The following is a 26,749-nucleotide window of genomic DNA, read 5'->3' on the forward strand; positions in this document are numbered from 1 at the left end:
TTCCTGCCCACAGGCCTCCCGGTCCTGCGGGGCGTCCGCTTAGCTCACCTGATGGGCCCCGTGCGTTAACCCCGACGTCGGCTTGGTCGGTTAGCGTGGCGGCATGGCAGAAAACCTACTGTCCCCGGGCACGGATGGGCGGCGGGTTTATGTCGCGCTGGGGGATTCCTTCACCGAGGGGGTGGGGGACCACGACCTCCGGCTGCCCAACGGGGTCAGGGGCTGGGCGGACCGGGTCGCGGAGAGGCTGGCCAAGGCCGAACCGGGCTGGGAGTACGCCAACCTCGCCGTCCGGAGCAAGAGGTTGCGCCATATCATCGACGAACAGCTGGCTCCGGCGCTTGCCATGAAACCAACGCTGGTCACGCTCTACGCGGGCGGCAACGACATCCTGGATTTCGGCACCGACGTCGGCTCCCTGATGACGGACTACGAATCCCTTGTGCGTGCGCTCGCCGGTACCGGGGCCACGCTGGTGCTGTTCACGGGCTTCGACGTCAAGGTGTCCGCGCTGCTCGAACCGCTGAAGAAGCGCAACGCCGCCTACAATCAGGGCGTCCGCGGGATTGCCGCCAAATACGGCGCCGTGCTCGTGGACTACTGGTGCTTTGACGCGTACTACGATCCGCGGATGTGGGATTCGGACCGCCTGCACATGTCCAAGCCGGGCCACAAATACCTCGCCGGGCAGGTCCTGGATCATCTTGGGGTGCCGCACAAGATCAAACCCCTGGAGTGGGAGCCGCCCGCCAAGCTGGGCCTCCGGGACTGGGAGCGCCGGCAGCGCCGCTGGGTGCGCGACTGGGTGCTGCCCCTCTTCGGACGAAAGCTGCGCGGCGTGACCCTCGGGGATCAACTCAGCCCGCGCTGGCCCGAACCTGTCAGGGTTCCGCGCAAGGGCGGCCTGAAGAAACTGCTCCGGGTTCCGGGACCGGGCCAGCGACCGGGCTGAGGACTGCCGGTGGCGTGGGCGCCCGCGGTTCAGCTGTCCAGGAGGTTTTCGTAGCCGTCGGCCACCCTGTTCGCATGGAACTCCATGACCTCGAAGTCGGCCACTCCGTTGACGTAGAACGGATCCTTGGCCAGGGCGGCGTCGAGGATGTCCCGGTCCGCGTTGGAGAGCAGCAGTGCTCCCGTGCGGGGGATCTTGCGCCCCGCGACCATGAATACCCCCTGGTCGAAGGCGTCCTGCAGCCAGGTGACGTGCGCCGGGAGGTGGAAGTCCACGATCTCTTCGGGCACCTTATAGGTCAGGGAGACTACGTACATACGGTCAGCCTACCCGGAGCCTGCGACCGGCAGGGAGGAAGTTTTCCGCGGACCGGGGCGCGGACCCCGGGTGGGCGGTTGAACCGTCAAGCTCCGAGTCTAGAATGTAGCCATGACCGAAACGCGCTGGCTCAATGCCGACGAACGCCGTGCCTGGCTGGCCCAGCTGAGCATCAACACGCTGCTGCCGGCCGCCCTGGACACCCAGCTTCATGCAGCGGGCAAGCTCTCGCTGTTCGACTACAACGTGCTGGCGATGCTTTCCGAGGCCGAGGGCCGGTATCTGCCCATGAGTGAACTGGCCGCGCGCACCAGCGCCTCCCTGTCCAGGCTCTCCCATGTGGTCACCAAGCTGCAGAACCGGGGATGGCTCGAACGCCGGCCCCACCCGGGCGACGCCCGCGTCACCACCGCGCACCTCACCGACGCCGGAATGGCCATCATTGAGGAGCTCGCTCCGGGACACGTCGAGGCTGTCCGGTCGCTGCTCCTGGATGCGTTGAGCGAGGAGGACGTCGCGGACCTGGCCCGGATCGGCGAGAAGATAGTGGGCCGCCTGGACTCAGGCCACTGGATCCTGCGCGACAACTGAGTCCGGCCGAGGACAGCCCCCGGCAAGGTAGGGCGGGGACGCCCGTCTTTGTTGCTCGCGGCAACTGATGCCAGACTGGATCCATGGATTTCACGACCCGCTTCGTAGCCCTTGGAGACTCCTTCACGGAAGGCGTCGGCGACGACGACGCGACGCGTCCCAACGGTGTCCGGGGCTGGGCAGACCGGGTCGCCGAACAGCTCGGCTCCGCGGATCCGTCCTTCGGCTACGCCAACCTTGCCATCCGCGGCAGGAAACTCCGCCAGATCATGGCCGAGCAGGTCGATGCCGCCGTCGAACTCAAACCCACGCTGGTGAGCATCTACGCCGGCGCCAATGACATTCTCCGGCCCAAGATCGACATCGATGCCCTTCTGGTGGAATACGATGCCGGCATCCGCAAGCTGAAGGCAACGGGCGCCACCGTGGTGATGTTCACGGGCTTCGACGCGCGTGGCTCCAAGATCTTCGGCACCATGCGCGGCCGGACTGCCATCTACAACGAGCTGGTGCGGGGGATTGCCGGGGACCACGGAGCCCTGCTGGTGGATTACTGGCGTTTCAGCGAGTACTACGACTGGGGCATGTGGGGCACCGACCGGATGCACATGTCCCCCGCCGGCCACGCCAACATGGCCCAACGCGTCCTGACCGTTCTGGAACACGAGCACTCGATCGACATCCCGCCCATGACGCCGGTGCCGGAACTCAGCCGGGCCGAAGCGATCCGCGCAAACGCCCGGTGGGTCCGCGAATTCGCCGCGCCGTGGGTCGTCCGTCGCGTGACGGGAACGTCCTCAGGCGACGGCCTGGCGCCGCGGTACGCCCGGCTCACCCACCTCGAAGCAGGCTAAGTCCGCGAAGCCCGGAAACCGGGCGTCGCCAGCAGCTCGCCGCTGTTCCGCACGGCGAGCACCTCGATGTCCCAGCCGTCGGCTGCCCGGTTCAGCATCGGCATCCCGCCGGCCACGATCGCCGTCGCCAGCACGTCCGCGGTGACGATGTCCGCCGCGGCCACCGACACCTGGCGGAACCCGGCGCCCCCGGCCTCTGTCCGGCTGCGGACGCCCCAGATATGGTCGCCACGTTCCGCGGAGCCTGAGGTCGCCAGGGCCCGCTTTGTGCCGGACCCGCCCAAGGCGTAGCCGGCCATCAGTGTGCCGCGGTCCTGCGGGTCAACAATCCCGGCCTGCCAGTGAGCCCCGGTCCCGGTCTCCGTCCCGGGATCAGGCGAGCCGTTCACCAGCACATCGCCCCCGGCGTTCAGGCACCAGTCCTCGATCCCCAGGGCCAGCAGCGCGTCGCCTGACCGTTGGATTGCGTAACCCTTGATGATTCCGGAAAGGTCCAGGACGCCGTCGGGCCGCTCCGCAGAGAAGGCGCCCTCCGTCAGCAGGCGCCAACTGACCGCGTCCGCGTAGCGGTCCCGCATCAGCTGGGAGGCCTGCCGCAGCGAGGTCTCGCCACGGGCAAGCCGGCTGGCCTCCGAACCGGGGCGGTACAGGCTGAAAGTCTCGTCCAGCCCGGCAAAAACCCGTTCGACGGCGGCAGCTGCGGCGTCGAGCCCGCCGTCCGCGCCACCGGCCGTTCCGTGGACGGCCCCGGCGGGAACCGCCAGGCTGACGATGGTGCCCATGGAACCAAAGGTCCTGGTCTTCAGCGCCGAACTGCCCAGCTCAGAGGTTGGCTGCATCGAGAGCCGCCTGCAGCGAGGTCAAGTACGCGCCGCTGGTCACCGTGGCACCGCTGATGGTCTGCACGTTTGCGGACTGGGCTTTGAGCACCTCGGCGCGCAGGAGCGGGGCGGCCCGGTTGCTGATCTGCACGGACTTGCGTTCGGCGTCGGTCAGCTGCAGCGCCGTGACATCGGTGATTTTCCCGGCCTGAACCGTGATCTGCACCTGGACGGAGCCGAAGCGGGTCTGGACGACGGCGCCGGGGTAGGTCCCTCCGGCTTTGGCCGAGGCCCCTGTGGCGCCGCCGGCACTCGAGCCTGACGTTGCGCTCGAGCCTGACGTTGCGCTCGAGCCCGTGGACCCGGAGTTGCCGGGGGATCCCGCCGATGCATCGGTGCCCAACGAACCGGTGCCGGTGGTGCCGGCCGAGCTCGCGATGGAGCTGCCGGTATCGGCTACGTGGATGCCCGATTGCCAGCCCGCCATGAGGATGCCGGCGGAGGCCAGGGCTGCTGAAACTGCTGCACGGATTCTCACCAGTCAAACCTTTCGTAGTGGAGCTGTTCGTCGCGGACGCCGGCTGCACGGGCATCATCAAGAACGTTTTCCGCCCAGGCGGCGGGGCCGCAGACGTAGACGTCCGCATCGGCGACGTTCGGGTCGTAACTGGCCAGCCGGTGGCCGGCGCGTGCGGAGCCCTCCGGCAGCCAGGTCCGGACGCCGGCTGGCCGCGATCCGGTCAGGTGGAAGAGCGTGGCGCCCCGGCGCCTGCAGAGTTCAAGGATTTCCTTGCCCAGATAGAGCTCGGATTCGCTGTGTCCGCGGAGGATCACGGTGGCGTTCCCGGGCTGGAACGGCGTGCTTTCCAGCAGGGCGCGGATCGGCGTAATGCCGATCCCGGCACCGACCATGACTACATGGTTCCGGCTCCTCGCAGCGGTGCTGAACAGTCCGTACGGACCCTCCACGGCCACCTTGGTGCCGCGTTTCAGCGAAGCGAGCTGCGCCGAACCCCGTCCCAGGTTGCGGACCGTAATCCGCAGCGTGCCCCGGCCGCCGGCGTCGAACTTCATAGGCTCGGCCGAGAGGCTGAACGGGTGTGGATGCCACCAGAGGCCCGGGGCGAGGAACCGCCAGACGAAGAACCGGCCGCCGCTCCCGGCTAGCTGATCAAGGTGAAGCCCGGACATTTCAATGCTGACGACGCCGGGCGCCACCGGTATCACCCGGCTGACCGTCAACTGGTGCCTGAACGTTGCCAGCACTGGTTGCGCCACCCGGTAGTACAGCAGTGCGGCGCCGGTAAGGATGCACAGCGCCAGCCAGTACCAGCGCTGCCAGGTGCCCTCGGCAAAGAGCGCTCCGACGCTGAACTGGTGGGGGATCGCGGTCAGCACCGCGGCGTAGGTCAGCAGGTGGACGGCGTACCAGAATTCGTACGGAAAACGTCGCCGGACGGCCACCAGGGAGGTGACGACGACGGCGATGAACAGGCCAATCGAGACAATGGCCAGCCACATATCCGGGACAAGGACCCACAGGGCAACCAGCTCGCTGACGGGGTCCAGCCCTTCGGCCATTCCATAGCCGATCGCGATCAGGATCCCGTGGCCGAGCAGAAGATAGAGGGCCGGTTTCCCGAGTTTGCGGTGGAACTCAAGGGCCCGGTCATGCCCGACGGTGCGGTCGATCAGCGGGATGCGGGCCGCCAGCAGCAGCATGAGCAACACCAGATCCATGCCGGCCAGGCCGGTGACAATCCCGAGTGCCGTGAAGGACCCGGCGGGGGTCGAGAAACCCGCCGCGCCGCCGTCGGCCATCCACAACGCGACGGCTGCGGCCAGCGATGCCCAGAACAGGACTGTCAGCAGGTCCGCGGTGAGCAACCGTCGTCGGTGCTGTCCCCTGAAAGGATTCGCGGCGCCGGGGGAGCGGCGGGGAACCGCAGGCCGGGGCGCCAGGAGTTGTGTGTTCATGCCTCCAGAGTCCACCTGCCGCCTTTCATTTGGCTGTGAAAACACTACGGCGGGGATATGACATCCGGTTCGGTGCCGCCTGCCCTTATACACCCCCGGCTCCTCCCGGCAACGCAGGATTGGTCTTTAATTCGCCTAGCTCGTAGACTTGGGAGGCGCTAGGTGGCGCGGAGCGTGTGCAATTGCTCCGGTTGGCAGGATCTGTCTGAGAAATCGACGGTCCTGATGGCCGGTAGTTAGGGGCTCAAGTTGCGCGCACTCCTGTATTCGCCCAGCATCCCGGTACTTCGTAGTGGCTTTCCCAAGGCTTGCCACTGCCCGGTGCCCGTGGCCCACAATTTTCGCCGCAATGAGGAAACAGCCGGTTTTTCGTCTGTTCCACAAATGCGGAGTTATCTGGGCGGGGGCTGGATGCGGACGCTGCCTATCGCACGGTTATGCGGGAACTCCGCCAACCGTTTCATTTATTTTTGAGGAGAGTCGTCATGGCAGCACACTGCCAGGTGACCGGAGCCGAGCCGGGCTTTGGACACAGCATTTCGCACTCGCACCGCCGCAACAAGCGCCGGTTCGACCCGAACATCCAGAAGAAGCGCTACTGGGTTCCGTCCCTGCGCCGTAATGTCACGCTGCAGGTTTCTGCAAAGGGCATCAAGACCATCGACGTACGTGGCATCGACGTAGTAGTCGCCGCCATCCTGGCACGAGGAGTGAAGCTCTAGTGGCAAAGGACAAGGACGTACGTCCGATCATCAAGCTCAAGTCGACCGCGGGCACGGGTTACACCTACGTGACGCGCAAGAACCGTCGTAACGATCCGGACCGCATGGTCCTGAAGAAGTACGACCCCAAAATCCGCCAGCACGTCGAATTCCGAGAGGAGCGCTAAACACATGGCTAAGAAGTCAATGATTGCTAAGAACGAACAGCGTAAAGTCATCGTCGAGCGTTACGCCGCAAAGCGCCTCGAACTGAAGAAGGCCCTGGTTAACCCCAACTCGACCGACGAAGCACGGGAAGCTGCACGCCTCGGCCTGCAGAAGCTGCCCCGCAACGCGTCGCCGGTACGTCTGCGTAACCGCGACATCATCGATGGCCGCCCGCGCGGTACCTTCCAGAAGTTCGGCATCTCCCGTGTTCGCTTCCGCGACATGGCTCACCGCGGTGAGCTCCCGGGCATCACGAAGTCTTCCTGGTAATTCAGCACCCCTGAAGCCAGTGGCTTGAAAAGGGCCGGCAACCGTTTGGTTGCCGGCCCTTTTTGCGTCGCCCGTTAGCCTCCCGTTAGGTGATGCACCGCACAGGCTGGATTTACGACGCCGGCGCCCCGGTTGGGAGCCCGATAGCCTGTTTTGGTCCGGATTGCCGCGGATTCTGGTGCCTCCGGAGGTGGATTTGCGCCGGGTGCGTGGGGCGTGTAAAGTCATTCGAGTCGCCGCCGCTGATGCGGAAAGATAGCGACCGACCCCCTTGATGAACAGCCTGGAAAATGGCGCACTTTGTGTGTGCCGGATGCGGGTGGGGGCCTTCCCGGGAGGGTGCGGATTGCGGAAACGTTGATTTGCTTTGTTTTCCGGGTTCGGGTAAGTTTGTTAGGTTGCTCCGGAGCGATCCTGGACCGTGTGGTCCGGGTGGTGCCGGGTGTGTCTGTTGTTTGAGAACTCAATAGTGTGCCAAGTTTGTTGATACCAATTTATTGTATTGGATTGGTTGAATTGACTGGATCCGCCACCCCGTGGTGTGGTCTGGTTTTTACAGCTGGTTTCAAATTTTGTGCAGCCTGGGTCCGCGTTTTCCCGTGGGCCTGTTGGTTGTGTCTGTTTTTGTTTTACTTCAACGGAGAGTTTGATCCTGGCTCAGGATGAACGCTGGCGGCGTGCTTAACACATGCAAGTCGAACGATGAACCTCACTTGTGGGGGGATTAGTGGCGAACGGGTGAGTAACACGTGAGTAACCTGCCCTTAACTCTGGGATAAGCCTGGGAAACTGGGTCTAATACCGGATATGACTCCTCATCGCATGGTGGGGGGTGGAAAGCTTTATTGTGGTTTTGGATGGACTCGCGGCCTATCAGCTTGTTGGTGAGGTAATGGCTCACCAAGGCGACGACGGGTAGCCGGCCTGAGAGGGTGACCGGCCACACTGGGACTGAGACACGGCCCAGACTCCTACGGGAGGCAGCAGTGGGGAATATTGCACAATGGGCGCAAGCCTGATGCAGCGACGCCGCGTGAGGGATGACGGCCTTCGGGTTGTAAACCTCTTTCAGTAGGGAAGAAGCGAAAGTGACGGTACCTGCAGAAGAAGCGCCGGCTAACTACGTGCCAGCAGCCGCGGTAATACGTAGGGCGCAAGCGTTATCCGGAATTATTGGGCGTAAAGAGCTCGTAGGCGGTTTGTCGCGTCTGCCGTGAAAGTCCGGGGCTCAACTCCGGATCTGCGGTGGGTACGGGCAGACTAGAGTGATGTAGGGGAGACTGGAATTCCTGGTGTAGCGGTGAAATGCGCAGATATCAGGAGGAACACCGATGGCGAAGGCAGGTCTCTGGGCATTAACTGACGCTGAGGAGCGAAAGCATGGGGAGCGAACAGGATTAGATACCCTGGTAGTCCATGCCGTAAACGTTGGGCACTAGGTGTGGGGGACATTCCACGTTCTCCGTACCGTAGCTAACGCATTAAGTGCCCCGCCTGGGGAGTACGGCCGCAAGGCTAAAACTCAAAGGAATTGACGGGGGCCCGCACAAGCGGCGGAGCATGCGGATTAATTCGATGCAACGCGAAGAACCTTACCAAGGCTTGACATGGACTGGAAACATCTGGAGACAGGTGCCCCGCTTGCGGCCGGTTCACAGGTGGTGCATGGTTGTCGTCAGCTCGTGTCGTGAGATGTTGGGTTAAGTCCCGCAACGAGCGCAACCCTCGTTCTATGTTGCCAGCGCGTGATGGCGGGGACTCATAGGAGACTGCCGGGGTCAACTCGGAGGAAGGTGGGGACGACGTCAAATCATCATGCCCCTTATGTCTTGGGCTTCACGCATGCTACAATGGCCGGTACAAAGGGTTGCGATACTGTGAGGTGGAGCTAATCCCAAAAAGCCGGTCTCAGTTCGGATTGGGGTCTGCAACTCGACCCCATGAAGTCGGAGTCGCTAGTAATCGCAGATCAGCAACGCTGCGGTGAATACGTTCCCGGGCCTTGTACACACCGCCCGTCAAGTCACGAAAGTTGGTAACACCCGAAGCCGGTGGCCTAACCCCTTGTGGGAGGGAGCTGTCGAAGGTGGGACTGGCGATTGGGACTAAGTCGTAACAAGGTAGCCGTACCGGAAGGTGCGGCTGGATCACCTCCTTTCTAAGGAGCACCTACAACTTTCCGTGCCCCGTGTATGCGGGTGTTCAGGGGTTGTCAGGAGTAGGCCCGTTGCGCAGGCGATTGTTCTGCGGCGGGTGCTCACGGGTGGAATATCAGCAGATAGGTGCCTGGCGGCACAGGCCGGCAGCTAGTACGGACGGGTTCCCTTCGGGGTGTCCTGTCCTGGAACGCTCGCCGGGATGGTCCGCCGGGTAGTGTTTGGCACACTGTTGGGTCCTGAGGCAACAGGGCCATGCCGCATGTCTGTTTGTTCCCTTGTGGGGGCGGGCGGGGTGTGGTGTGGGTTTGTTTGTTTCTGGTTTCCTGGCTGCACCGATCACACGGTTCCGGTTCCTGCTTTGGCGGGGCTGGTGTGTGGGGTGTGTGGTACGGGGTTGTTGTTTGAGAACTACATAGTGGACGCGAGCATCTTTTATAAGAAGCAATTTCCAAGAATATGAACCTGGATCTGTGCCGTTGCGTGGTTGTGCCTCTTCGGGGGTGTGGCTGGTGGCGGTGTGGTTTCCGTGGTTCTCTCGAAAATAGCGTTTTTGATCTTTTGTGGTCAAGTTTTTAAGAGCACACGGTGGATGCCTTGGCATTAGGAGCCGAAGAAGGACGTAGGAATCTGCGATAAGCCTGGGGGAGTCGATAACCGGACTGTGATCCCAGGGTGTCCGAATGGGGAAACCCCGCCAGGGGCGCGAGCTGCCTGGTGACCCGCATCTGAACACATAGGGTGTGTGGAGGGAACGCGGGGAAGTGAAACATCTCAGTACCCGCAGGAAGAGAAAACAATAGTGATTCCGTCAGTAGTGGCGAGCGAACGCGGATCAGGCTAAACCGTTCCATGTGTGATAGCCGGCGGGCGTTGCATGGTCGGGGTTGTGGGACTTTCCGTACCAGTTCTGCCGGACTGGTGAGGTGCGAAGTGTGGGCATAGGTGAACGGTCTTGAAAGGCCGGCCAGAGAGGGTGTGAGCCCCGTAACCGAAATGTTGTCATACCGCCTGGAGAGTATCCCAAGTAGCACGGGGCCCGAGAAATCCCGTGTGAATCTGTCAGGACCACCTGATAAGCCTAAATACTCCCTAATGACCGATAGCGGACCAGTACCGTGAGGGAAAGGTGAAAAGTACCCCGGGAGGGGAGTGAAACAGTACCTGAAACCGTGTGCTTACAATCCGTCGGAGCCAGTCTGATTCTGGTGACGGCGTGCCTTTTGAAGAATGAGCCTGCGAGTTAGTGTTACGTCGCGAGGTTAACCCGTGTGGGGAAGCCGTAGCGAAAGCGAGTCTGAACAGGGCGTTGCAGTGGCGTGATCTAGACCCGAAGCGAAGTGATCTACCCATGGCCAGGTTGAAGCGACGGTAAGACGTCGTGGAGGACCGAACCCACTTCAGTTGAAAATGGAGGGGATGAGCTGTGGGTAGGGGTGAAAGGCCAATCAAACTTCGTGATAGCTGGTTCTCCCCGAAATGCATTTAGGTGCAGCGTTGCGTGTTTCTTACCGGAGGTAGAGCTACTGGATGGCTAATGGGCCCTACAAGGTTACTGACGTCAGCCAAACTCCGAATGCCGGTAAGTGAGAGCGCAGCAGTGAGACTGTGGGGGATAAGCTTCATAGTCGAGAGGGAAACAGCCCAGACCACCAACTAAGGCCCCTAAGCGTGTGCTAAGTGGGAAAGGATGTGGAGTTGCGAAGACAACCAGGAGGTTGGCTTAGAAGCAGCCATCCTTAAAAGAGTGCGTAATAGCTCACTGGTCAAGTGATTCCGCGCCGACAATGTAGCGGGGCTCAAGTACACCGCCGAAGTTGTGGATTTCAGACAAGTGCCTAGCCTTCGTGGTTCAGGTGTCTGGAGTGGTAGGGGAGCGTCGTGTGGGCAGTGAAGTCGCGGTGTAAACCAGCGGTGGAGCCTACACGAGTGAGAATGCAGGCATGAGTAGCGAAAGACGGGTGAGAAACCCGTCCGCCGAATGATCAAGGGTTCCAGGGTCAAGCTAATCTGCCCTGGGTAAGTCGGGACCTAAGGCGAGGCCGACAGGCGTAGTCGATGGACAACGGGTTGATATTCCCGTACCGGCGAAAAACCGCCCATGCTGAACAGGGGATACTAACCGCCCGAGACCTGCCCGACCGCCCTTGTGGTGTGAGGGTTTTGGTGGAGCGCGGGACCTGATCCTGGGAGGCAAGCGTATTAACAGGTGTGACGCAGGAAGGTAGCCGGGCCGGGCGATGGTTGCCCCGGTCTAAGGATGTAGGGCGAACGGTAGGCAAATCCGCCGTTCATGATGCCTGAGACCCGATGGGACCCCCTCACGGGGGGATCCGGTGATCCTATGCTGCCGAGAAAAGCATCGACGCGAGGTTTTAGCCGCCCGTACCCCAAACCGACACAGGTGATCAGGTAGAGAATACTAAGGCGATCGAGAGAATTATGGTTAAGGAACTCGGCAAAATGCCCCCGTAACTTCGGGAGAAGGGGGGCCCCCAGCGTGATGGACACAAGCTGTCCGGAGCGTGCAGGGGCCGCAGAGACCAGGGGGAAGCGACTGTTTACTAAAAACACAGGTCCGTGCGAAGTCGCAAGACGATGTATACGGACTGACTCCTGCCCGGTGCTGGAAGGTTAAGAGGACCGGTTAGCCGCAAGGCGAAGCTGAGAATTCAAGCCCCAGTAAACGGCGGTGGTAACTATAACCATCCTAAGGTAGCGAAATTCCTTGTCGGGTAAGTTCCGACCTGCACGAATGGAGTAACGACTTCCCCGCTGTCTCAACCATAAACTCGGCGAAATTGCAGTACGAGTAAAGATGCTCGTTACGCGCAGCAGGACGGAAAGACCCCGAGACCTTTACTATAGTTTGGTATTGGTGTTCGGAGTGGCTTGTGTAGGATAGGTGGGAGACGTGGAAGCCCGGACGCCAGTCCGGGTGGAGTCATCGTTGAAATACCACTCTGGTCACTTTGGACATCTAACTTCGGCCCGTAATCCGGGTCAGGGACAGTGCCTGATGGGTAGTTTAACTGGGGCGGTTGCCTCCTAAAAAGTAACGGAGGCGCCCAAAGGTTCCCTCAGCCTGGTTGGCAATCAGGTGTCGAGTGTAAGTGCACAAGGGAGCTTGACTGTGAGAGAGACATCTCGAGCAGGGACGAAAGTCGGGACTAGTGATCCGGCGGTACATTGTGGAATGGCCGTCGCTCAACGGATAAAAGGTACCTCGGGGATAACAGGCTGATCTTGCCCAAGAGTCCATATCGACGGCATGGTTTGGCACCTCGATGTCGGCTCGTCGCATCCTGGGGCTGGAGTAGGTCCCAAGGGTTGGGCTGTTCGCCCATTAAAGCGGTACGCGAGCTGGGTTTAGAACGTCGTGAGACAGTTCGGTCCCTATCCGCTGCGCGCGCAGGAAATTTGAGAAGGGCTGTCCTTAGTACGAGAGGACCGGGACGGACGAACCTCTGGTGTGTCAGTTGTACTGCCAAGTGCACCGCTGATTAGCTACGTTCGGATGGGATAACCGCTGAAAGCATCTAAGCGGGAAGCTCGCTTCGAGATGAGATTTCCATACACCTTGTGTGTGAGAGGCCCCCAGCCAGACCACTGGGTTGATAGGCCGGACGTGGAAGACAGGACTAAAGACTGTTGAAGCTGACCGGTACTAATAGGCCGATAACTTACACCACACACTCTCTTCGTGAACGGATTCAAAAGACGCTCACACCATGAAGAGAGTACAAAGAAACAAGACTGCTTGCGTCCACTATGTGGTTCCCAAACAACAAACCCGCACCACGGGCACGTTGCACCAGGGAACACCACCACAACACAACAACACCACCACTGCACACACATGCAGCGGACAGGTTGTAACCACAGATTTCCCACCACACCCACCAGGGTGCCAGGTGCGGAGCAAGGGTTACGGCGGTCATAGCGTGGGGGAAACGCCCGGTCCCATTCCGAACCCGGAAGCTAAGACCCACAGCGCCGATGGTACTGCACCCGGGAGGGTGTGGGAGAGTAGGACACCGCCGGACAACCATTAACACGGTCGAGAGCCCCAACCACACGGTTGGGGCTCTCCCGCATTTAACCCCGAAATCCACACGCCCCTTCACACCTCGCGCTCAAGACACGAACCTTCCCTCACACCCCGTGCTCAAGCGGGAAGTTAAGCAAAATCACTAGGCAGAGGCACGTCGCCGGCAGAACCGTGACATCGAACGGATGGAAGACCACCGCCAGTATCCGGAGGACCAACCATCGAGAGATGCAACGCGGACCGCCGCGGGCATTTGCTGGCTGCCCGTGGGTACAAACTATTGGCTATTGACAGTAGTTGGGGAAATTGCGGAAGCCGCGAGCGATACGGCGGGCGGTTTTGATGGCGCCGTTCATCGCTTCGGCGGGCCTGATGGAGGCGCCGTTGGTGTCGAAGGCATCCACGTTAGCTCTGTCACGCGACCGGCACGGCCCCGGTTCAGTGGCTGCCCGGACCGCGGCGACGCCGCGGTCCGGCACAGCCGCCGGCACGTGCGCCTCCAGGACATCCCCTGATTCGGCCGCACCGTGCGGCTGCTGTGGGCGAAGCGTCTCTGGCGGTGCCCGGACCCGGACTGCCCGAGGACCACGTTCACCGAAGAACACCCGCTGGCAGTTCCCCGGGCGAAACTCACGGCCCGTGCTGGCTCCAAGAATGCGGCGCGGATTTCATCGCCGGCATCAGAACCGGCGCGCTGGACCCGTTCCATGGCTACGCGAACGCGATCCGTGACGAGCTGCCCGAAGCCATCACTGTCCTGGACGCGTTCCATATCGTGAAGTTCGGGTCCGCCATGGTCCGCCGGCGGGTCCAGAGCGATGAGCTCGACGGGATCCGCCGGACCCTGCGGACGTGGAAAACAGCGACCCTGGCCTCCTTCGACAACAACGGCGCCTCAAACGGGCCCCAATCGATCGACGGCGTCGTCGAAACCGCGCGCAGCATCCCTCGCGGCTTGCGCAACTTCACCAACTACAGACTCAGATGCCTACTCGCAGCAGGCGGCCTATCCGGGCAAACGGGCGGACGAGCCAGCATGTTGGCTGGACGTGGCTTGACCCCCGGAGAAGGTCGGCAAGGCTCTCCCTGCGTTGTGTACCAGGAAGCCGTAGATGACCTGGGGTTCGACGGATTTGTAGATGGCAAACAGGAGTACCGTGGACGTGATTTTCAGCGCGATGGACCCCGGGATTCTGCCTTGCTCTCCGGCGAGGGAGAGAACGCCGAGGAAAATCTCGTAAAGGGCAAGGGGCAGCGTGAAGAAGACGACAAGCAGGCCCACACCGATGCCTGCGTCGACGCCGGCTCCGGCTGCAAAGTAACTGAAGGTGAAGACCGCGGTGTGGAGGATGAGCAGCACGAGGGCGAGCAGGCCGACCGTGAACTTCCGTTCTCGCCGCGGGGGCGGGCGGCGTTCGGGTGTCTCATTGCCGTCCGTGATCTACCCTGTCCCCGTGGCGGTGACACTACCTCAGAGATGGCCGGTGACGTACGCACGGCAATATCACCAAACCACGCCTATCCTCTCGAAGGTCCGTTGAATGCCACAGCACGTTGGCCTGGAAGATCTGGCGCAGGCGTCGGCTGGTTGTATCAGGTTGTGCCCTCAGCACTCGATGCTCTCCATCGGGGAGGTCTACTGCGGTGGCGGAGGACACGTTTCTTGGTGCTGAGACCAACGGTTGTTTGGGCGGGGTGGGGGCCGTTCTGGCCCGGACTGGCAGGCTTTTTGGGCTGCAACGGAGGTGATACCCGGGTGGGTTTGCGTTGGAGGCCAAGTGGGTGTATTGTTTTCTAAGTCGCCGAGAGGGAGACCAGCGGAAACACTGGAAACCACGGCGGCCAATCCCCTAAAATTCAAAGCCAGTATCTGGTTGACGCCTTCGTGCGCAACGGATGCGGGTGGGGGCCTTCCCGGGAGGGTGCGGATTGCGGAAACGTTGATTTGCTTTGTTTTCCGGGTTCGGGTAAGTTTGTTAGGTTGCTCCGGAGCGATCCTGGACCGTGTGGTCCGGGTGGTGCCGGGTGTGTCTGTTGTTTGAGAACTCAATAGTGTGCCAAGTTTGTTGATACCAATTTATTGTATTGGATTGGTTGAATTGACTGGATCCGCCACCCCGTGGTGTGGTCTGGTTTTTACAGCTGGTTTCAAATTTTGTGCAGCCTGGGTCCGCGTTTTCCCGTGGGCCTGTTGGTTGTGTCTGTTTTTGTTTTACTTCAACGGAGAGTTTGATCCTGGCTCAGGATGAACGCTGGCGGCGTGCTTAACACATGCAAGTCGAACGATGAACCTCACTTGTGGGGGGATTAGTGGCGAACGGGTGAGTAACACGTGAGTAACCTGCCCTTAACTCTGGGATAAGCCTGGGAAACTGGGTCTAATACCGGATATGACTCCTCATCGCATGGTGGGGGGTGGAAAGCTTTATTGTGGTTTTGGATGGACTCGCGGCCTATCAGCTTGTTGGTGAGGTAATGGCTCACCAAGGCGACGACGGGTAGCCGGCCTGAGAGGGTGACCGGCCACACTGGGACTGAGACACGGCCCAGACTCCTACGGGAGGCAGCAGTGGGGAATATTGCACAATGGGCGCAAGCCTGATGCAGCGACGCCGCGTGAGGGATGACGGCCTTCGGGTTGTAAACCTCTTTCAGTAGGGAAGAAGCGAAAGTGACGGTACCTGCAGAAGAAGCGCCGGCTAACTACGTGCCAGCAGCCGCGGTAATACGTAGGGCGCAAGCGTTATCCGGAATTATTGGGCGTAAAGAGCTCGTAGGCGGTTTGTCGCGTCTGCCGTGAAAGTCCGGGGCTCAACTCCGGATCTGCGGTGGGTACGGGCAGACTAGAGTGATGTAGGGGAGACTGGAATTCCTGGTGTAGCGGTGAAATGCGCAGATATCAGGAGGAACACCGATGGCGAAGGCAGGTCTCTGGGCATTAACTGACGCTGAGGAGCGAAAGCATGGGGAGCGAACAGGATTAGATACCCTGGTAGTCCATGCCGTAAACGTTGGGCACTAGGTGTGGGGGACATTCCACGTTCTCCGTACCGTAGCTAACGCATTAAGTGCCCCGCCTGGGGAGTACGGCCGCAAGGCTAAAACTCAAAGGAATTGACGGGGGCCCGCACAAGCGGCGGAGCATGCGGATTAATTCGATGCAACGCGAAGAACCTTACCAAGGCTTGACATGGACTGGAAACATCTGGAGACAGGTGCCCCGCTTGCGGCCGGTTCACAGGTGGTGCATGGTTGTCGTCAGCTCGTGTCGTGAGATGTTGGGTTAAGTCCCGCAACGAGCGCAACCCTCGTTCTATGTTGCCAGCGCGTGATGGCGGGGACTCATAGGAGACTGCCGGGGTCAACTCGGAGGAAGGTGGGGACGACGTCAAATCATCATGCCCCTTATGTCTTGGGCTTCACGCATGCTACAATGGCCGGTACAAAGGGTTGCGATACTGTGAGGTGGAGCTAATCCCAAAAAGCCGGTCTCAGTTCGGATTGGGGTCTGCAACTCGACCCCATGAAGTCGGAGTCGCTAGTAATCGCAGATCAGCAACGCTGCGGTGAATACGTTCCCGGGCCTTGTACACACCGCCCGTCAAGTCACGAAAGTTGGTAACACCCGAAGCCGGTGGCCTAACCCCTTGTGGGAGGGAGCTGTCGAAGGTGGGACTGGCGATTGGGACTAAGTCGTAACAAGGTAGCCGTACCGGAAGGTGCGGCTGGATCACCTCCTTTCTAAGGAGCACCTACAACTTTCCGTGCCCCGTGTATGCGGGTGTTCAGGGGTTGTCAGGAGTAGGCCCGTTGCGCAGGCGATTGTTCTGCGGCGGGTGCTCACGGGTGGAATATCAGCAGATAGGTGCCTGGCGGCACAGGCCGGCAGCTAGTACGGACGGGTTCCCTTCGGGGTGTCCTGTCCTGGAACGCTCGCCGGGATGGTCCGCCGGGTAGTGTTTGGCACACTGTTGGGTCCTGAGGCAACAGGGCCATGCCGCATGTCTGTTTGTTCCCTTGTGGGGGCGGGCGGGGTGTGGTGTGGGTTTGTTTGTTTCTGGTTTCCTGGCTGCACCGATCACACGGTTCCGGTTCCTGCTTTGGCGGGGCTGGTGTGTGGGGTGTGTGGTACGGGGTTGTTGTTTGAGAACTACATAGTGGACGCGAGCATCTTTTATAAGAAGCAATTTCCAAGAATATGAACCTGGATCTGTGCCGTTGCGTGGTTGTGCCTCTTCGGGGGTGTGGCTGGTGGCGGTGTGGTTTCCGTGGTTCTCTCGAAAATAGCGTTTTTGATCTTTTGTGGTCAAGTTTTTAAGAGCACACGGTGGATGCCTTGGCATTAGGAGCCGAAGAAGGACGTAGGAATCTGCGATAAGCCTGGGGGAGTCGATAACCGGACTGTGATCCCAGGGTGTCCGAATGGGGAAACCCCGCCAGGGGCGCGAGCTGCCTGGTGACCCGCATCTGAACACATAGGGTGTGTGGAGGGAACGCGGGGAAGTGAAACATCTCAGTACCCGCAGGAAGAGAAAACAATAGTGATTCCGTCAGTAGTGGCGAGCGAACGCGGATCAGGCTAAACCGTTCCATGTGTGATAGCCGGCGGGCGTTGCATGGTCGGGGTTGTGGGACTTTCCGTACCAGTTCTGCCGGACTGGTGAGGTGCGAAGTGTGGGCATAGGTGAACGGTCTTGAAAGGCCGGCCAGAGAGGGTGTGAGCCCCGTAACCGAAATGTTGTCATACCGCCTGGAGAGTATCCCAAGTAGCACGGGGCCCGAGAAATCCCGTGTGAATCTGTCAGGACCACCTGATAAGCCTAAATACTCCCTAATGACCGATAGCGGACCAGTACCGTGAGGGAAAGGTGAAAAGTACCCCGGGAGGGGAGTGAAACAGTACCTGAAACCGTGTGCTTACAATCCGTCGGAGCCAGTCTGATTCTGGTGACGGCGTGCCTTTTGAAGAATGAGCCTGCGAGTTAGTGTTACGTCGCGAGGTTAACCCGTGTGGGGAAGCCGTAGCGAAAGCGAGTCTGAACAGGGCGTTGCAGTGGCGTGATCTAGACCCGAAGCGAAGTGATCTACCCATGGCCAGGTTGAAGCGACGGTAAGACGTCGTGGAGGACCGAACCCACTTCAGTTGAAAATGGAGGGGATGAGCTGTGGGTAGGGGTGAAAGGCCAATCAAACTTCGTGATAGCTGGTTCTCCCCGAAATGCATTTAGGTGCAGCGTTGCGTGTTTCTTACCGGAGGTAGAGCTACTGGATGGCTAATGGGCCCTACAAGGTTACTGACGTCAGCCAAACTCCGAATGCCGGTAAGTGAGAGCGCAGCAGTGAGACTGTGGGGGATAAGCTTCATAGTCGAGAGGGAAACAGCCCAGACCACCAACTAAGGCCCCTAAGCGTGTGCTAAGTGGGAAAGGATGTGGAGTTGCGAAGACAACCAGGAGGTTGGCTTAGAAGCAGCCATCCTTAAAAGAGTGCGTAATAGCTCACTGGTCAAGTGATTCCGCGCCGACAATGTAGCGGGGCTCAAGTACACCGCCGAAGTTGTGGATTTCAGACAAGTGCCTAGCCTTCGTGGTTCAGGTGTCTGGAGTGGTAGGGGAGCGTCGTGTGGGCAGTGAAGTCGCGGTGTAAACCAGCGGTGGAGCCTACACGAGTGAGAATGCAGGCATGAGTAGCGAAAGACGGGTGAGAAACCCGTCCGCCGAATGATCAAGGGTTCCAGGGTCAAGCTAATCTGCCCTGGGTAAGTCGGGACCTAAGGCGAGGCCGACAGGCGTAGTCGATGGACAACGGGTTGATATTCCCGTACCGGCGAAAAACCGCCCATGCTGAACAGGGGATACTAACCGCCCGAGACCTGCCCGACCGCCCTTGTGGTGTGAGGGTTTTGGTGGAGCGCGGGACCTGATCCTGGGAGGCAAGCGTATTAACAGGTGTGACGCAGGAAGGTAGCCGGGCCGGGCGATGGTTGCCCCGGTCTAAGGATGTAGGGCGAACGGTAGGCAAATCCGCCGTTCATGATGCCTGAGACCCGATGGGACCCCCTCACGGGGGGATCCGGTGATCCTATGCTGCCGAGAAAAGCATCGACGCGAGGTTTTAGCCGCCCGTACCCCAAACCGACACAGGTGATCAGGTAGAGAATACTAAGGCGATCGAGAGAATTATGGTTAAGGAACTCGGCAAAATGCCCCCGTAACTTCGGGAGAAGGGGGGCCCCCAGCGTGATGGACACAAGCTGTCCGGAGCGTGCAGGGGCCGCAGAGACCAGGGGGAAGCGACTGTTTACTAAAAACACAGGTCCGTGCGAAGTCGCAAGACGATGTATACGGACTGACTCCTGCCCGGTGCTGGAAGGTTAAGAGGACCGGTTAGCCGCAAGGCGAAGCTGAGAATTCAAGCCCCAGTAAACGGCGGTGGTAACTATAACCATCCTAAGGTAGCGAAATTCCTTGTCGGGTAAGTTCCGACCTGCACGAATGGAGTAACGACTTCCCCGCTGTCTCAACCATAAACTCGGCGAAATTGCAGTACGAGTAAAGATGCTCGTTACGCGCAGCAGGACGGAAAGACCCCGAGACCTTTACTATAGTTTGGTATTGGTGTTCGGAGTGGCTTGTGTAGGATAGGTGGGAGACGTGGAAGCCCGGACGCCAGTCCGGGTGGAGTCATCGTTGAAATACCACTCTGGTCACTTTGGACATCTAACTTCGGCCCGTAATCCGGGTCAGGGACAGTGCCTGATGGGTAGTTTAACTGGGGCGGTTGCCTCCTAAAAAGTAACGGAGGCGCCCAAAGGTTCCCTCAGCCTGGTTGGCAATCAGGTGTCGAGTGTAAGTGCACAAGGGAGCTTGACTGTGAGAGAGACATCTCGAGCAGGGACGAAAGTCGGGACTAGTGATCCGGCGGTACATTGTGGAATGGCCGTCGCTCAACGGATAAAAGGTACCTCGGGGATAACAGGCTGATCTTGCCCAAGAGTCCATATCGACGGCATGGTTTGGCACCTCGATGTCGGCTCGTCGCATCCTGGGGCTGGAGTAGGTCCCAAGGGTTGGGCTGTTCGCCCATTAAAGCGGTACGCGAGCTGGGTTTAGAACGTCGTGAGACAGTTCGGTCCCTATCCGCTGCGCGCGCAGGAAATTTGAGAAGGGCTGTCCTTAGTACGAGAGGACCGGGACGGACGAACCTCTGGTGTGTCAGTTGTACTGCCAAGTGCACCGCTGATTAGCTACGTTCGGATGGGATAACCGCTGAAAGCATCTAAGCGGGAAGCTCGCTTCGAGATGAGATTTCCATACACCTTGTGTGTGAGAGGCCCCCAGCCAGACCACTGGGTTGATAGGCCGGACGTGGAAGACAGGACTAAAGACTGTTGAAGCTGACCGGTACTAATAGGCCGATAACTTACACCACACACTCTCTTCGTGAACGGATTCAAAAGACGCTCACACCATGAAGAGAGTACAAAGAAACAAGACTGCTTGCGTCCACTATGTGGTTCCCAAACAACAAACCCGCACCACGGGCACGTTGCACCAGGGAACACCACCACAACACAACAACACCACCACTGCACACACATGCAGCGGACAGGTTGTAACCACAGATTTCCCACCACACCCACCAGGGTGCCAGGTGCGGAGCAAGGGTTACGGCGGTCATAGCGTGGGGGAAACGCCCGGTCCCATTCCGAACCCGGAAGCTAAGACCCACAGCGCCGATGGTACTGCACCCGGGAGGGTGTGGGAGAGTAGGACACCGCCGGACACTATTTAGAGCACGAGCCCCGACCCCCGGTCGGGGCTCGCGCCATTTAAAACCCACCACCAACACGCCACTCCCACACCGCCCGCCGCCGGTCCCGGAACCGGGAACCCGCGGAACCTGAGGGAACGCCGCCCCGGGAACCCGCAGGACCTGAGGGAACGCCGGCAGATGGCGGAATTTGACCTCGAAAGCTGACGATTCCGGTGATTTTCCCCAAAAAAGGCCGAAAACACGCGGAATTTGCGGTCTCTGCGGCGGCAAGCTGGTAAGTTTTCGAACAGTGGCTTGTACGCATGCCGTGTGCAGGCTCCAGAAATCATGACCGTCCAGGAGGACATAAATGGCTAAGAACCGTAGTGAACTTGTTGCAGAGGTAGCGGGCAAGGCCGGCACCAGCCAGGCAGCCGTCAACTCCGTGCTCGATGCACTGTTCGAGGTTTTCGAGACCTCTGTCGCCGCGGGCGAGAAGATCACCATCCCGGGCTGGCTCGCAGTTGAGCGCACCGACCGTGCAGCCCGCACCGGCCGCAACCCGCAGACCGGCGAGACCATCCAGATCGCCGCTGGCCACAGCGTCAAGCTGACCGCCGGCTCCAAGCTGAAGGCTGCAGTCGCCAAGAAGAAGTAGTCTTCTTCCCGAATGCTTGAAAGGAGCGGCAACCCCAGGGTTGCCGCTCCTTTTTCGTTAACCCGGATGTGGTCATGGGCGCCCGCACACCCCACGATTCGGCGAGCAGACGGGCATAGCGGACAATGGACATGTGCCTTCCGCAGCAAAACCCTCTTCCAAAGCCACAGCGCCAACCCCCACACGGGGAGCGCGGGGCCCTGCTGCCAGCGCGGACGGAGTCACCCGCCCCTGGCAGCTCGCCGGCCTCGCCGCGCTGTTCCTGGGCCTTGCAGCGGCACTGCTCTTCTCCGGGGCCGCAGCCGCCCGTGAAGTCTCGGACCCCGGCGCCCTGGTCCGCTGGGGGCTGCCGGTGGCCAAGGCGATCCATAACGTCTCCCTGGCCACTGTGATCGGGGGCCTCATCTTCGCCGTCGCCATCCTGCCGCGGACCCTGAACGGCTCACGGTCCAAGGACCGTGGCGCCCCGGAACATCCGGCCTTTGCCCGTGCGCTGGCGATTACCGCGGCCGCCGGAGCCGTCTGGACGCTGTCGGCGATCTCCGTGCTGGTCCTGGGGTACTCGGATATCGCCGGACAAGGGATTTCCGGCGACCCTGAGTTCACCCGGTCCCTCGTCTACTTCATGACCGACATCGAGACCGGCCGGGCCTGGCTTACCGTGGTCATCATTGCCGCCGTGGTCACCACCGCGCTCTTCGGGGTCCGCTCCCGCGGCGGACTGGCAGCAACCCTGCTGCTTGCCCTGGTCGGGCTCGTTCCCGCAGCGCTGATCGGCCACTCCTCCAGTTCCAGCGACCACGAAGGTGCGATCAACTCCCTCGGGCTGCATCTGGTCGGCGTATCGGTCTGGGTCGGCGGGATCATCATGCTCGCGCTCCTTTCCGGGATCCTGGGCGGCGCCGGGGCGGGCGGGAAAGCCGCAGGAAACCCTGATATCACCGAACCTACGCTCCGCCGGTTCTCCGCCCTTGCCGGCTTCGCCTTCGCCCTCGTCTTCGCGTCCGGCGTGGTCAACGCCAGCATCCGCATCACGAACTGGGGGGACCTCTTCGGCTCGGCCTACGGTCAACTGATCCTGGCCAAGGCCGCAGCCACCGTGGTGCTTGGCGGCATCGGCCTGATGCACCGCCGCTGGGTCATCCCGCAGCTGGGCGACCAGGGGGTCGGCAGATCCGCACGCAGGCTCCTCTGGCAGCTCGTCGCAGCGGAGCTGGCCATCATGGGCGCGACGTCGGGAATCGCCGTCGCGCTGGGCCGCTCGGCCCCGCCGCAGCCCACATCCTTCGCTCCCGATGCTTCCCCGGCCTTCATCCTCTCTGGCTACGAACTGCCGCCTGAACTGACACCCGGCCGCTGGCTCACCGAATGGCGCCTCGACTGGCTGTGGGTCGCCGTCGTACTCTTTGGCCTTGTCGCCTACTTCCTCGGCATCCGGAGGGTCCTCCAGCGCGGTGACTCCTGGTCCTGGTTCCGCTCCATCAACTGGGTGATCGGACTCGCTGTGCTGACGTATGTGACCTCGGGGCCGCCGTCGGTCTATGGCCGCGTACTGTTCTCGGCGCACATGGTGGACCATATGGCGCTGACCATGGTGGCCCCGCTGTTCCTGGTGCTGGGCGCCCCCGTCACGCTGGCGCTGCGGGCACTGGCGCCGCGGCGGGACAGCTCCCGCGGGCCGCGTGAATGGTTGCTGATCTTCGTGCACTCGAAGTTCTCCCAGCTCGTGACGCACCCCCTGTTCGCCGCGGCCAACTTCGCCGGCTCGATCGTGCTGTTCTACTACTCGGACGCCTTCGGCTACGCCATGCGGGACCACGTGGGCCACGAGCTGATGAACCTGCACTTCGCCCTCACCGGCTACATCTTCGTGCTGACCATGATCGGCACCGATCCGCTGCCCCGCCGTGCGCCCTACCCCATGCGGCTGTTGCTGCTGCTGGCCACGATGGGCTTCCACGCCTTCTTCGGCGTCTCGATCATGGGCGGGACCGGGCTACTTGCTGCGGACTACTTCGGCAACCTCGGCCGGACCTGGGGACCCTCGGCACTGCTGGACCAGCAGATGGGCGGTGCGGTGGCCTGGGGCATCGGCGAAGTGCCCACCCTGCTGGTGGCGATCGGCGTCGCCGTCATGTGGTCCCGTTCCGATGCGCGCGAGTCCAAGCGGACCGACCGGGCCGCGGACCGGAATAACGACGCCGATCTCACTGCTTACAACGATATGTTTGCCAAGCTGGCGGAGCGAGATGCCAGGCTGGGCGAACGCAACTCAAAGCTGGAAGGACGCTGATGAGCGAAACTGTACGCACCCACCTCCGGGTCCGGGCTTCTGAACTGGTGGGCCGCAATTGGCTGAACACCGGAGGCAAGCCCCTGGACCTTGAATCCCTGCGCGGCAAGATCGTGTTGCTGGACTTCTGGACCTTCTGCTGCATCAACTGCCTCCACGTGCTGGACGAACTCCGTCCGCTGGAGCAGCAGTACTCGGATGTCCTCGTTACCGTAGGCGTGCACTCGCCCAAGTTCGAGCACGAGGCGGATCCGGTGGCGCTTGCCGCAGCCGTGGAACGCTACGAGATCCGCCACCCCGTCCTGGACGATCCCGAACTGGACACCTGGAAGGCTTACACCGCCCGCGCATGGCCCACCCTGGTGGTCATCGACCCCGAGGGCTACATCGTGGCCCACCTCTCCGGTGAAGGCCACGCGGACGGCCTTGCCGTGCTGGTCCCCGAGCTGATCGCCGAGCATGAGGCCAAGGGCACCCTGCACCGCGGCAGCGGCCCCTACGTGGCGCCGGAGCCGACGTCGGGCACCTTGCGCTTCCCCGGCAAGGCCCTGTACCTCCCCGCCGGCCGCGGCATCGGAACCGGACCGGAGGCCGGTTCCTGGCTGGTCACCGACACCGGCCACCACCGCCTGGTGGAATTGTCCACCGATTTCCAGACCGTGCTGGGCACCTATGGCTCCGGCGAAAAAGGCTACGCCGACGGCTACGCCGCGACAGCCCGGTTCAACGAGCCGCAGGGCCTCGTCCTGCTCCCGTCGGACGCCGCGGCGGAGACGGGCTACGACGTCGTCATCGCGGACTCCGTGAACCACCGGCTGCGCGGGCTCTCGCTCGCCGACGGAACCGTCAGCACCCTGGCCGGCAACGGTATCCAGCGGCTGCTCGAGACCGGACCGGCGCGCGTGGATGAAGAGGGCGCGGCCTTCGGCGCCCGGCTGGAGGCCGATCCGCTCGCGGTCTCGCTGAGCTCCCCATGGGACGTCGTGTGGTCCAGCAGGCTCAACGCCGTGGTGGTGGCGATGGCCGGCGTGCACCAGATCTTCAGCTTCGACCCGGTTTCCGGTGCCGTGTCCGTCATCGCCGGCAACGGGCTCGAGGGCCTGCTGGACGGCCCGGCGGCCGAAGCCTGGTTCGCCCAGTCCTCCGGCCTCGCCGAGGACGCCGACGGTAACATCTGGGTGGCGGACTCCGAGACCTCGGCGCTGCGCAAGCTCGTGATCGGCGACGGCGGCGGCATCACCGTCGAGTCGGCCGTGGGCAAGGGCCTGTTCGACTTCGGCTTCCGCGACGGACCCGCCGCCGAAGCCCGGTTGCAGCACCCGCTCGGCGTCACCGTGCTGCCCGACGGCTCGGTGGCGGTCGCCGACACCTACAACGGCGCCGTCCGCCGCTACGACCCCGCCTCAGGCACCGTCTCCACCCTGGCGCGCGGACTGTCCGAGCCCTCCGACGTGATCGTGGACCACACCCGCGCCGCCGGTTCGGAGCCGCTGCTGGTGGTCGTCGAGGCGAACAAGCACCAGTTGGTATATGTGCCGATCCCGAAGGAAGCACAACAGGTGGACGAGGGCGCGGCGCAGACCCACCGGCCCAAGAGCCCCGTGGCTCCCGGGCTGCTGGAGCTGACGGTCCGTTTCACTGCGCCGACCGGCCAGAAGCTGGACGACCGCTGGGGCGACCCCACGCAGCTGAAGATCTCCTCCACCCCGCCGGAGCTGCTGCTGGCCGGCGGCGGGACCTCCGTGGGCCTGCTCCGCACCCTGGAACTTGCCTCCGACATCCCCGAGGGCGTGCTGCACATTACCGCCCGCGCCGCGGCCTGCGACGGCCCGGAGGACGCGGCTGGCGAGATCCCGGACCACGCGGCCTGCCACCTGTACCAGCAGGACTGGGGCATCCCGGTGCTGCTGCAGTCCGACGGCGACACCGAACTGGTGCTGGACCTGCGCGGAATGGACTGACCCCCGGCTGCTGTCCGTGACCACTGCGTCACGGACAGCAGCCTTTTGGCTTTAAGCCGGCCCGGCCGGCGGCTCAGTAGTTCAGGAGCGGGGTGAGCTTCACGGAAGCCGCGTCGATGTCCAGGCGTGTGGTGAAGCTGAAATCGTGGACAGCGTTGAGCTCCGTGACGGCGCCCGTGAACAGGTCCACCTGCCGGGCCTTGATCCGGGCTTTGCCGTCCAGCGGCGCCACCACCCAGCGGCCGCCGAACGGCTCAATCCGGACGGAGGGGTATTCGGTGATGCTCCAGTCGATGGTCCCGTCGATCACGCGGTTGTTGGTGGCGTGGTAAAACGGGCAGTCCGGCTGGAGCTTCTGCTCTTTGTCAGCCTCGGCGGCACAGGAGTCCAGGAATTCTTTGACCTTGGCGCTGACCGCGTCCTTCAGTGCAGGAGTGGCTTCGGTCAGGAGGTTCAGCGGTGCCGCGGGAACGTCCCGGCTGGAGACCGTGGCACGGGTGGGCGGGGCGGAGAAGTACTGGCCGTTGAGGGCGGCCTCGTATTCGCCAGGGTAGAAGACAGCGAAGGAATTGCGGCCGTTGGGCATGTTCACCGGGATGCCGTTGAGGGTGGCCTCGTTGGAATTGACCACGGTGACGTCCAGCACCGGCAACGCGGAGGGGACAAAGGACCATGTGTGGAAGAACAGCCACTCTGTGCTGGAGCGTTCCAGCAGGAACTCGGTGTGCAGCTGGCTGCCGTCAATCGCATAATCGATTGGCACCATGACCTGGTTCCCGCCGCGCTCCTCGGCGTCGCCGAACTTCACCCCTGCGATCCGTGCTGCGGCCGTCTGCAGCGCCGTTCCGTCCAGCATGGCGGCGTTGCTCTGCGGCACCGAAGCGTGCAGCAGGCCGAGCGCCCGCTCTCCCTCACCCTTCTGCAAAGCGTCAAGATACTCGCGGACAGGCTGCTGCGGGCTCGCGATGGAGTTGTTCACCAGATTGACGGCGACGATGGACGCAGCCACGGCAAGCATCAGGCCCAGCAGCCACCCGGCTGCGATCCTGACCAACGCCTGACTCATTTGCACGTACCTTACGATACCTGCACCCCAAGGACTGCCGGTGTCACAGGTGCCCCTGCAGCACCGGGGGATCGCTTCAGCGTGCGCCCGGCGGCGC

At 61.8% G+C, this 26,749-nt stretch carries 16 protein-coding genes, 6 rRNA genes and 1 pseudogene; 16 read left to right on the plus strand and 7 right to left on the minus strand.

The window, feature by feature from the left end; all coding sequences use genetic code 11:
• Nucleotides 1-103: 103 nt before the first annotated feature.
• Entirely contained in the window at nucleotides 104-952 is an 849-nt protein-coding gene (locus E5206_RS04140) for an SGNH/GDSL hydrolase family protein (protein ID WP_136321388.1), read from the plus strand.
• Nucleotides 953-981: 29 nt separating this feature from the next.
• Here the strand turns inward: E5206_RS04140 and E5206_RS04145 are convergent, their stop codons facing one another.
• Entirely contained in the window at nucleotides 982-1,269 is a 288-nt protein-coding gene (locus tag E5206_RS04145; RefSeq protein ID WP_136321389.1) for a YciI family protein, read from the minus strand.
• Between the two features lie 112 nt (nucleotides 1,270-1,381).
• On the opposite strand from E5206_RS04145, the gene E5206_RS04150 reads away from it, so the two are divergent.
• Complete coding sequence (locus tag E5206_RS04150; protein ID WP_136321390.1) at nucleotides 1,382-1,861, plus strand: MarR family transcriptional regulator; 480 nt, start codon at nucleotides 1,382-1,384, stop codon at nucleotides 1,859-1,861.
• A gap of 83 nt (nucleotides 1,862-1,944) precedes the next feature.
• A complete protein-coding gene (locus tag E5206_RS04155) occupies nucleotides 1,945-2,715 on the plus strand; it encodes an SGNH/GDSL hydrolase family protein (RefSeq protein WP_136321391.1) in 771 nt (256 codons plus the stop codon).
• Here E5206_RS04155 and E5206_RS04160 read toward each other — a convergent pair.
• The 3 genes from E5206_RS04160 to E5206_RS04170 are packed head-to-tail and all read right to left on the minus strand — an operon-like array spanning nucleotide 2,712 to nucleotide 5,513.
• Nucleotides 2,712-3,554 (minus strand): FAD:protein FMN transferase, encoded by an 843-nt coding sequence (locus E5206_RS04160; protein WP_240689934.1) that lies wholly within the window; start codon nucleotides 3,552-3,554, stop codon nucleotides 2,712-2,714. The genes E5206_RS04155 and E5206_RS04160 overlap by 4 nt on opposite strands.
• Complete coding sequence (locus E5206_RS04165) at nucleotides 3,538-4,074, minus strand: FMN-binding protein (RefSeq protein WP_136321392.1); 537 nt, start codon at nucleotides 4,072-4,074, stop codon at nucleotides 3,538-3,540. Before E5206_RS04165 ends, E5206_RS04160 begins: the two co-directional genes overlap by 17 nt.
• Nucleotides 4,071-5,513 carry a ferredoxin reductase family protein gene (locus tag E5206_RS04170; RefSeq protein WP_136321393.1) on the minus strand — a complete coding sequence of 481 codons (1,443 nt, stop codon included), beginning with the start codon at nucleotides 5,511-5,513 and terminating at the stop codon, nucleotides 4,071-4,073. The genes E5206_RS04165 and E5206_RS04170 overlap by 4 nt, the downstream gene beginning before the upstream one ends.
• 485 nt (nucleotides 5,514-5,998) lie before the next feature.
• Here E5206_RS04170 and rpmB point away from each other — a divergent pair, with 485 nt between their 5' ends.
• From rpmB to rrf (E5206_RS04200), 6 genes are all read left to right on the plus strand, one after another.
• The gene (gene rpmB, locus E5206_RS04175; RefSeq protein ID WP_050687447.1) at nucleotides 5,999-6,235 is read left to right on the plus strand and encodes a 50S ribosomal protein L28; all 237 of its coding nucleotides are present in this window, start codon (nucleotides 5,999-6,001) and stop codon (nucleotides 6,233-6,235) included.
• Nucleotides 6,235-6,402 (plus strand): 50S ribosomal protein L33, encoded by a 168-nt coding sequence (gene rpmG, locus E5206_RS04180; RefSeq protein ID WP_013602737.1) that lies wholly within the window; start codon nucleotides 6,235-6,237, stop codon nucleotides 6,400-6,402. The genes rpmB and rpmG overlap by 1 nt, the downstream gene beginning before the upstream one ends.
• 4 nt (nucleotides 6,403-6,406) lie before the next feature.
• Nucleotides 6,407-6,712 (plus strand): 30S ribosomal protein S14, encoded by a 306-nt coding sequence (rpsN, locus tag E5206_RS04185; RefSeq protein ID WP_136321394.1) that lies wholly within the window; start codon nucleotides 6,407-6,409, stop codon nucleotides 6,710-6,712.
• A 634-nt stretch (nucleotides 6,713-7,346) separates the two neighbouring features.
• Nucleotides 7,347-8,870 (plus strand): 16S ribosomal RNA (locus E5206_RS04190).
• A 563-nt stretch (nucleotides 8,871-9,433) separates the two neighbouring features.
• A 23S ribosomal RNA gene (locus tag E5206_RS04195) occupies nucleotides 9,434-12,560 on the plus strand.
• 237 nt (nucleotides 12,561-12,797) lie between these two features.
• A 5S ribosomal RNA gene (gene rrf / locus E5206_RS04200) occupies nucleotides 12,798-12,914 on the plus strand.
• The 16S, 23S and 5S rRNA genes sit together here, the layout of an rRNA operon.
• Nucleotides 12,915-13,203: 289 nt before the next feature.
• Here rrf (E5206_RS04200) and E5206_RS19170 read toward each other — a convergent pair.
• A complete protein-coding gene (locus tag E5206_RS19170; protein WP_168709261.1) occupies nucleotides 13,204-13,323 on the minus strand; it encodes a transposase in 120 nt (39 codons plus the stop codon).
• Nucleotides 13,324-13,478: 155 nt separating this feature from the next.
• Between E5206_RS19170 and E5206_RS19525 the strand changes: the two are divergent.
• Nucleotides 13,479-13,673 (plus strand): annotated as a pseudogene (locus tag E5206_RS19525) (hypothetical protein); the annotation flags it as partial.
• A gap of 252 nt (nucleotides 13,674-13,925) precedes the next feature.
• Here the strand turns inward: E5206_RS19525 and E5206_RS19530 are convergent.
• Nucleotides 13,926-14,279 carry a hypothetical protein gene (locus tag E5206_RS19530; protein WP_240690214.1) on the minus strand — a complete coding sequence of 118 codons (354 nt, stop codon included), beginning with the start codon at nucleotides 14,277-14,279 and terminating at the stop codon, nucleotides 13,926-13,928.
• 857 nt (nucleotides 14,280-15,136) lie between these two features.
• Between E5206_RS19530 and E5206_RS04215 the strand changes: the two genes are divergently transcribed.
• The 6 genes from E5206_RS04215 to E5206_RS04240 all read left to right on the plus strand — a co-directional run bounded on the left by E5206_RS04215 (nucleotide 15,137) and on the right by E5206_RS04240 (nucleotide 25,586).
• Nucleotides 15,137-16,660 (plus strand): 16S ribosomal RNA (locus E5206_RS04215).
• 563 nt (nucleotides 16,661-17,223) lie between these two features.
• Nucleotides 17,224-20,350, plus strand: a 23S ribosomal RNA gene (locus E5206_RS04220).
• Between the two features lie 237 nt (nucleotides 20,351-20,587).
• A 5S ribosomal RNA gene (gene rrf / locus E5206_RS04225) occupies nucleotides 20,588-20,704 on the plus strand.
• Between the two features lie 340 nt (nucleotides 20,705-21,044).
• A complete protein-coding gene (locus E5206_RS04230; protein WP_011776355.1) occupies nucleotides 21,045-21,332 on the plus strand; it encodes an HU family DNA-binding protein in 288 nt (95 codons plus the stop codon).
• A gap of 256 nt (nucleotides 21,333-21,588) precedes the next feature.
• The gene (locus E5206_RS04235) at nucleotides 21,589-23,625 is read left to right on the plus strand and encodes a cytochrome c oxidase assembly protein (protein WP_240690121.1); all 2,037 of its coding nucleotides are present in this window, start codon (nucleotides 21,589-21,591) and stop codon (nucleotides 23,623-23,625) included.
• Nucleotides 23,625-25,586: an NHL domain-containing thioredoxin family protein gene (locus tag E5206_RS04240; RefSeq protein WP_136321397.1), complete on the plus strand. Its 1,962-nt coding sequence runs from the start codon at nucleotides 23,625-23,627 to the stop codon at nucleotides 25,584-25,586. Before E5206_RS04235 ends, E5206_RS04240 begins: the two co-directional genes overlap by 1 nt.
• Nucleotides 25,587-25,659: 73 nt before the next feature.
• Here E5206_RS04240 and E5206_RS04245 read toward each other — a convergent pair whose 3' ends face one another.
• On the minus strand, nucleotides 25,660-26,652 hold the full coding sequence (locus E5206_RS04245; RefSeq protein WP_136321398.1) for a hypothetical protein: 993 nt from the start codon (nucleotides 26,650-26,652) through the stop codon (nucleotides 25,660-25,662).
• Between the last annotated feature and the right edge of the window lie 97 nt (nucleotides 26,653-26,749).

The organism is Arthrobacter sp. PAMC25564 (genome assembly GCF_004798705.1).
GTDB lineage: Bacteria > Actinomycetota > Actinomycetes > Actinomycetales > Micrococcaceae > Arthrobacter.

What these genes read in the sequence shown, in the direction of transcription:
- E5206_RS04245 (WP_136321398.1), bottom strand. Translation starts at nt 26,652, where the DNA reads ATGAGTCAGGCGTTGGTCAGGATCGCAGCCGGGTGGCTGCTGGGCCTG.
- E5206_RS04240 (WP_136321397.1), top strand. Translation starts at nt 23,625, where the DNA reads ATGAGCGAAACTGTACGCACCCACCTCCGGGTCCGGGCTTCTGAACTG.
- E5206_RS04160 (WP_240689934.1), bottom strand. Translation starts at nt 3,554, where the DNA reads ATGCAGCCAACCTCTGAGCTGGGCAGTTCGGCGCTGAAGACCAGGACC.
- E5206_RS04155 (WP_136321391.1), top strand. Translation starts at nt 1,945, where the DNA reads ATGGATTTCACGACCCGCTTCGTAGCCCTTGGAGACTCCTTCACGGAA.
- E5206_RS04150 (WP_136321390.1), top strand. Translation starts at nt 1,382, where the DNA reads ATGACCGAAACGCGCTGGCTCAATGCCGACGAACGCCGTGCCTGGCTG.
- E5206_RS04140 (WP_136321388.1), top strand. Translation starts at nt 104, where the DNA reads ATGGCAGAAAACCTACTGTCCCCGGGCACGGATGGGCGGCGGGTTTAT.
- rpmB (WP_050687447.1), top strand. Translation starts at nt 5,999, where the DNA reads ATGGCAGCACACTGCCAGGTGACCGGAGCCGAGCCGGGCTTTGGACAC.
- E5206_RS04230 (WP_011776355.1), top strand. Translation starts at nt 21,045, where the DNA reads ATGGCTAAGAACCGTAGTGAACTTGTTGCAGAGGTAGCGGGCAAGGCC.
- E5206_RS04170 (WP_136321393.1), bottom strand. Translation starts at nt 5,513, where the DNA reads ATGAACACACAACTCCTGGCGCCCCGGCCTGCGGTTCCCCGCCGCTCC.
- rpsN (WP_136321394.1), top strand. Translation starts at nt 6,407, where the DNA reads ATGGCTAAGAAGTCAATGATTGCTAAGAACGAACAGCGTAAAGTCATC.
- E5206_RS04145 (WP_136321389.1), bottom strand. Translation starts at nt 1,269, where the DNA reads ATGTACGTAGTCTCCCTGACCTATAAGGTGCCCGAAGAGATCGTGGAC.